Here is a 6,280-nt window from a genome sequence, read left to right on the forward strand (position 1 = left end):
CCCCCCCCCCCCCCCCCCCCCCCCCCCCCCCCCCCCCCCCCCCCCCCCCCCCCCCCACTTTTTAGATGTGTATAAGAGACAGGTTAGAGGGTTTGCCTTGCCCAAATCGAAAATCGTAGTGGCTTATTCTACCAGGTACTGGGAAAGATGGAAAGGCAAAAAGGGACCTTTAAAACCAGATGTGGTCGTAGATTATTCGATTAAAAACTATATAGCTGGCCAAGACGAGGCTTTGATGCAGGTGGAGAAGAGGTAGAAGGTGGGAAGGCTGAAGGCAGGAAGGTTGAAGGTTAAAGACGAAATGCTAGTCGGGAAATGCTTTCCCGACTAAAGCAACTTCGGATTTCAAATCCGCCTTTATCTTTCTTTATACTTTCAGTTTTAGGCTTCGGTTTCCTGATTATTCTTCTTTCTTCTGGAATTTATAAAACAAATAGCCTAGAAACGGCAGAATGAGCAAACTGCCCAAGAGCAAGGCCCAACCCAGGGTACTAACTGTTTTTTCCGGCCCAATGGCTTCGTAGAGCGAAATGGCATCGCCATTTCTGAGCCTGATGAAATTAGGGAAGTGCGCATAGCTGATGGCCAATAAAATCATGGTCACCTGAAAACCTGCTAAAATGCGCAATACCTTTGTTTTGCCTTTCAGCAACAAATACCACAACAAAATTAACGAGAGACTGGCCAAGCTTACAGCGGTTAATCCAACGGGGTTTTCAAATACCCAATTAACCAAAGGTACTCCTTCCGAGTAGGCTGCCCAAAAAACAACGATACCCAAAAGCACAGCCGCTACGTTCATGAATTTCGCCTTTTTAATAAAGCGTTTTTTATCTTCCTCTTCTTTGCACTCGCCAATGAGGTAAATGGCGGCCAAAAACCCACATAAAGCCACGGTAAACAAGCCAACAGCTACCGAAAAAAAGTTGAGCCAACCCCAAATATAGGCCTGTACAAAATTATGAGGATCAGTGTCTATTTGTCCGCAAAGCATGCTACCTGCAATAATGCCTAAAAACAAAGGCGTAATAAAGCTCGAATACACAAAAATCTTGTTGTATACTTCCTGCATCTGGTCTTTTACCGCATCATAATGCCTGAACACAAAAGCTGTTCCGCGGGCAATGATGCCGATAAGCATGACGGCCAACGGAATGTGCAGATAGATAGACATCGTGCTGTAAATGAGCGGAAAGGCCACAAACAAAATCACAATGGCAATAATAAGCCACATGTGGTTGGCCTCCCAAACCGGACCTATGGCATGGTACATTGTTTTACGGGTTTTGCTCCGGTTTTTAGGAGAGGTAAAAAGTTCGATGATGCCTGCCCCAAAATCGGCGCCACCTAACAAAAAGTAAAGCAAAATAGCGAGGCACAAGAAAGAAATGACTACATACTGCATGGCTATTGTTTTTGAGGTTGCTGACTATACAAGGTTGGTACCATTTTGATCTGTCGGTAAAGCAGAAAGATCACGATCAGGCTTAGCGAAGCATAAATGGCCGTAAACAAGTAAAAAGACCAGGCAATGCCTGGCATTGGCGTTACCGCGTCCTTGGTCTTCATCACACCATAAATAATCCACGGCTGCCGGCCTACCTCTGTAACTACCCACCCAGCTTCCAGGGCAATGTAGCCTAACGGAATAGCAGCCACAAAGAGCTTTAACAGCCATCGGCGATCGACAATTGCCTTTTTGCGCCATAAGTTTACATAATAGGTAAGCGATAGCAACACCAATAAGCTTCCTATACCCACCATCAATTGAAAGGCATAATGCGTTACGGCTACCGGTGGATGCTCGCTTTCGGGAATTTGGTCGAGGCCTTTTACCTCGGCCTTAAAATCGCCATGCGCCAAGAAACTTAAAGCAGCTGGCACTTCAAAAGCCATTTTTACTTCTTTCTTTTTTTCATCAACAATACCGCCAATTAACAAGGGAGCAGGTTTTCGCGTGTGGTAGAGCGCCTCCATGGCTGCCAGTTTGGCCGGTTGCCTTTTGGCCACGTCTTTGGCCGAAATATCGCCACTGATCGGTTGCAACAAAGCCCCGATGGTGGCAAAAACCGCCGCAATCTTGAAGGCTTTGTAATGAAATTCCTGGTTTTGCTTTCGCAGGATCATGAGCGCATGCACACCGGCTACCGCAAAGCCCGTAGCCGTAAACGCGGCCAGGCACATGTGCAATGCCTGTGTAAACCAGGCCTTGTTAAACATGGCCTGAATGGGATCGATATGGAGATACTGACCGTTTACATAATCGAAACCTGCCGGACTGTTCATCCAGGCATTGGCCGCTACCACCAAAATACCCGAAGCCAGGCCGCTTACGCCAACCACAACTCCGGTAAACCAATGAAACCATTTGTTCAGTTTGTTCCATCCGTACAGAAAAAAGCCCAAAGCAATGGCTTCAATAAAAAAGGCAGTACCTTCTAAAGAAAAGGGCATGCCGAAAATAGGCCCTGCATGCTCCATAAACTTGGGCCAGAGCAGTCCCAGCTCAAAAGACAGCATGGTACCCGAAACAGCTCCGGTTGCAAAAAAAATGGCTACGCCTTTGCTCCAGGCCTTGGTCAGGTTTCTATAAACTTCATGGTTGGTTTTAAGCCATTTGTAATGTGAAACCGCCATAAAAAACGGCATCACCATACCTATACATGCATAAATGATGTGGAAGCCCAGCGAAAGGGCCATCTGTGAACGGGCAGCGAGGAAATCGTCCATAATAAAGTAAATTATAGGTTACAAATATACTTGCCCAATGCATTGATTTCCCTTAAAATCAATAAAATAGCTTATCCATTTTCAATATAGAACGTTTATAAATTGCAACTAAATTTGGCATTGTTAGGCCAATTGTTTGATTGAAAAATATCGGAACGTCTGGGAGTTGAGATGTACCAAGGCTCCTGTCTAACTCAAAACCGAAAACTTTAAACTTTCAACTTTCAACCCACAACTTTCATCTAGCCCGTGGTCAACTCCTTGTAGGCTGCTGTTAAACTGCGTGCAATGCCATCGCCTTTCCATTCGGGTGCACCGGGTATACTGGTTGCTTTCAGGATGTCTTCCCTACTTTTTCCGGCCTTGATTTCGCCACTTACAAAAGTCAACAGCGACTGCAGATAATTTTGAAAAGCCTTGATGTCGGCCTTGTTACCGGTTACTTTTTCAGGATCGAGGCTATGGCCCCAAATAAACAGCGTATCGTTGTCGAATTGGTTGGTAATTTGGTCCAGGGCTTTGATCCAATTGCCGATATGCGCCCCGTTGTCTTGATCGATATAAGGATAACGTCTGTTGAACACCAAATCGCCAACATGGGCAATATTGGCATTTTCGAAGTGGTAAACCACGTCGCCATTGGTATGACCAGAGCCATAATAATAGGCGCTGATTTTTTCCTTGCCTACCGGAGCTTTCCAGCCTTTGCCAAAAGTGGTATCAGGTAACAGCTGTTTATCCAGGCTATTGGCTTTTTCGGCGGCTAGTTTTTGGTTGACCGCCGAATTTTGATGGGCTACCACATGTTCGGCCAGGCCTTTAAACGAAATATTGCCAGCTGTATGGTCGCCATGGTGATGGGTATTTAAAAGGTATTTGAAAGGCTTATCACCCAGTTTTTTAAGTTCTTCTATGACATGGGGTGCTGTAGTCGGAAACTGCGCATCGACCACTACAAAGCCACTGGTGCCATTTAACCAGGCAATGGTGCCTCCTTGTTCGGTAAAAATGCCAATATCGTTGCGCAAAGCCTTAAACTCATAGGCCCGGGTCCAGCTAGGGCTGGCAAAAAGATCTGCCCTGTAAAAGGCAAGCATGGCTAAAGCCAATGCCGAGTTTTGGATAAATTGTCTTCTGTGCATGAGAATGAAAATTAAAAAACCACGAAAGTAAATCCCGTGGTTTAAAATTAGTTAAATATTCTGATTAAACGCCACTGCCTGGAATAGTACCAGGTTCGTGTCCATCGCCAAAGGCTTGGTTGGTACGCCCGTGTTTTTTCTCAAATTTGCTGGTGATGTTCGAAGAACTGTTTTTTTCGATGTTTTCTTCGTTTCTCGGCGTATCTTTTTCAGCATCAACAGCTATCAGATCGTTTTTAACCGTTCTCTTTTTTTCATTGTAATTTTCCATAACAACTGTGTTTTGATGTAAGGTTATAACAACTTAAGAACGAGCATTGTTTGAGGTCGCAGACATCGATTATTGAAAAAGCAAATAAATCTTTATGTTTGACTCAACCAAACAGATGAGAACCAGAATTACCTTATTATGCCTTGCTACAGCGATCATGGGCATTCTTGCCGACATAGGCATACATTTGCCAAATTTTCCCTTGAGCTGGATCATCGAAAACCTGTTGGTGGCTTTCGATTTCTACAGCACGGTTAGAGCCATCAAAGACATCCCTATTACGTCGCTTATCAATTTAATGCTCTTGATTGGCGCCTTGATTTACCAGGCCTATAAAGGCAGAGAAACCCGGTTGCTCGGATTTTCGTTTGCGGTTATCCTAGGCTACAGACTTTCGCTTTTTTTAGGCAATTTGCCAAAACTATTTCATCAATTTAACTTGTCTACAAGTATTTTTATGCTTGGCAATGTGCTGTGGGTTTGGATTGCCATACGCATGCTTAACTATTTTAACCAACAAAAGACCTTAAAAACCGAGCAAAGCGAAAAATACGAGGAGAACTATTATGTGGCGGCCTCGGCTGGGCAGCGACTATTTAATTTTCTGATCGATACCCTTGTAGCCCTGCTCCTGCTCTTTGCACTTTTCAGTTACCTTCTCAAAATAGAATGGGTAAGGCAAGCCGCCCTATCGCTATCCGACCTGCTTGGCGAAAGAATGGGTTTCCTTTTTATAGTGGCACTTTTCAGGTTTGTTTATTACCTCGGTTTTGAACTGGCTTTTCAAACTTCGGCGGGCAAACTGCTTACAGGTACGAGCGTTATTAAAAACGATAGCACCAAATTGGATTTTAAGACTACATTTTTGCGAACTCTTTGCAGGTATATCCCTTTCGAGCCCTTTTCTTTTGTTTTTTCGAGAACAGGCTGGCACGACAGGTGGTCGGATACTTCGGTGGTGAAAGAAGAAAAGGCCGTGGGCAAACCCGCGCTTTATTTCCTGCTTATTCCCTTGCTGCTAATTTTAATGGCTGTATTTCAGTTTTTTACCTACCAAATAAGCTCATATCGAACGGCCAAAGCCTATACCGAGCGCATAGAAAAGGAGCAAAACGACTTGATTGAAGAGCTCAACAACCTGGAAACCAACGATTTTATCAAAACAACCAGCAACAGCGACTTTTACAGCACAGTTTACCTGAAGCCGGAAAAAATAGAAGCTACCCAAATCACTTTTACGGCAATCAAGGTCAGTCCGGAGGGTGCCGAGCAGAAAGAAAAAATAGAAGCATTTTATTTGAAGAACAAAGATACGCTGCCCCGTATCACACTGAGCAGGAAAGAACTGATTGAAGCTGTTAAAGGCGACAAAGACCAGCTCAAAGGCATCCGTTTACCCGAGATGGGCTTTTATAAAATCAATGGGGTAAGCTATCATTTCCAGCCCGATTTAAACCCAATCATACAACATCCTTACAAAAGCAAGTTTGTTGTTGTAAACATCAGGAACTTCGGCATTCCGGCAACCATCCTCAAAATTGAAAATGACGGAGGCGACAGCAACATCAAATGGGAAATTGACAGGCCACAACTAGACAATTATTTAAGCGGCACCCTGGGTTCCATACTTGGAAAAAGCGAAGAGCCAATCAGTGATTTTAAAATCAGGATTTATGTAACCGACAGCCTCCATGTGGCCCGCGTTTATAGGCTATCATCGGCCGACGAAGGCCATAGGCTTAAAAGGCTAAAACCCTAACAACAAAAGTCCAGCAACTGCTACTTGAAAGGCTTTTGCTGAGTTAATCGTTGGGCAAACAGCGAAGCCTTGCTCCATCATCTAAATCATTCATGAATTTACTGAACAAAAAAATGAACAGCTGCAGTAGCTATCTTGTTCATTATCAAATCAAATACCTGCTTTCGAAAATTAAACATTAACTTGTATTACAGTTGTTTAATGAGTTAACCTAAAACTAAAACGATGAGAAAGTTAATTTTATTGGGGGCATTGTGCTTTGTGCTTTCCAGCATGTTGATGCCTAATTACGCAGCCTCGGCCAAAACCAGCCTGATTACCAAGAAGAAAATAATTCTTCAGGGGTCAAGAACACATCCCTGTCTCTTATACACATCT

Annotated in this window: 6 protein-coding genes; 2 read left to right on the forward strand and 4 right to left on the reverse strand. The window is 44.0% G+C overall.

Features of this window, described 5'->3' with window-relative positions; translation table 11 throughout:
• Nucleotides 1-256: hypothetical protein (locus JHD69_RS18630; RefSeq protein ID WP_199141849.1), on the forward strand; the 256-nt coding region annotated here is incomplete at its 5' end.
• A 144-nt stretch (nucleotides 257-400) separates the two neighbouring features.
• Here the strand turns inward: JHD69_RS18630 and JHD69_RS18635 are convergent.
• The 4 genes from JHD69_RS18635 to JHD69_RS18650 form a co-directional block, all read right to left on the reverse strand.
• The gene (locus JHD69_RS18635; protein ID WP_199141850.1) at nucleotides 401-1,405 is read right to left on the reverse strand and encodes a cytochrome d ubiquinol oxidase subunit II; all 1,005 of its coding nucleotides are present in this window, start codon (nucleotides 1,403-1,405) and stop codon (nucleotides 401-403) included.
• A gap of 2 nt (nucleotides 1,406-1,407) precedes the next feature.
• A complete protein-coding gene (locus tag JHD69_RS18640; protein ID WP_199141851.1) occupies nucleotides 1,408-2,730 on the reverse strand; it encodes a cytochrome ubiquinol oxidase subunit I in 1,323 nt (440 codons plus the stop codon).
• Nucleotides 2,731-2,972: 242 nt separating this feature from the next.
• Nucleotides 2,973-3,872 carry an MBL fold metallo-hydrolase gene (locus JHD69_RS18645; RefSeq protein ID WP_199141852.1) on the reverse strand — a complete coding sequence of 300 codons (900 nt, stop codon included), beginning with the start codon at nucleotides 3,870-3,872 and terminating at the stop codon, nucleotides 2,973-2,975.
• A gap of 64 nt (nucleotides 3,873-3,936) precedes the next feature.
• Entirely contained in the window at nucleotides 3,937-4,143 is a 207-nt protein-coding gene (locus JHD69_RS18650; RefSeq protein ID WP_199141853.1) for a hypothetical protein, read from the reverse strand.
• Between the two features lie 115 nt (nucleotides 4,144-4,258).
• Between JHD69_RS18650 and JHD69_RS18655 the strand changes: the two genes are divergently transcribed.
• Nucleotides 4,259-5,902, forward strand: a complete 1,644-nt coding sequence (locus JHD69_RS18655) for an RDD family protein (protein WP_199141854.1) — start codon at nucleotides 4,259-4,261, stop codon at nucleotides 5,900-5,902.
• The last annotated feature ends 378 nt before the right edge of the window (nucleotides 5,903-6,280 follow it).

The organism is Pedobacter sp. ASV12 (assembly GCF_016429155.1).
In the GTDB taxonomy this organism is placed as follows: Bacteria; Bacteroidota; Bacteroidia; order Sphingobacteriales; family Sphingobacteriaceae; genus Pedobacter.

What these genes read in the sequence shown, in the direction of transcription:
- JHD69_RS18635 (WP_199141850.1), bottom strand. Translation starts at nt 1,405, where the DNA reads ATGCAGTATGTAGTCATTTCTTTCTTGTGCCTCGCTATTTTGCTTTAC.
- JHD69_RS18640 (WP_199141851.1), bottom strand. Translation starts at nt 2,730, where the DNA reads ATGGACGATTTCCTCGCTGCCCGTTCACAGATGGCCCTTTCGCTGGGC.
- JHD69_RS18645 (WP_199141852.1), bottom strand. Translation starts at nt 3,872, where the DNA reads ATGCACAGAAGACAATTTATCCAAAACTCGGCATTGGCTTTAGCCATG.
- JHD69_RS18650 (WP_199141853.1), bottom strand. Translation starts at nt 4,143, where the DNA reads ATGGAAAATTACAATGAAAAAAAGAGAACGGTTAAAAACGATCTGATA.
- JHD69_RS18655 (WP_199141854.1), top strand. Translation starts at nt 4,259, where the DNA reads ATGAGAACCAGAATTACCTTATTATGCCTTGCTACAGCGATCATGGGC.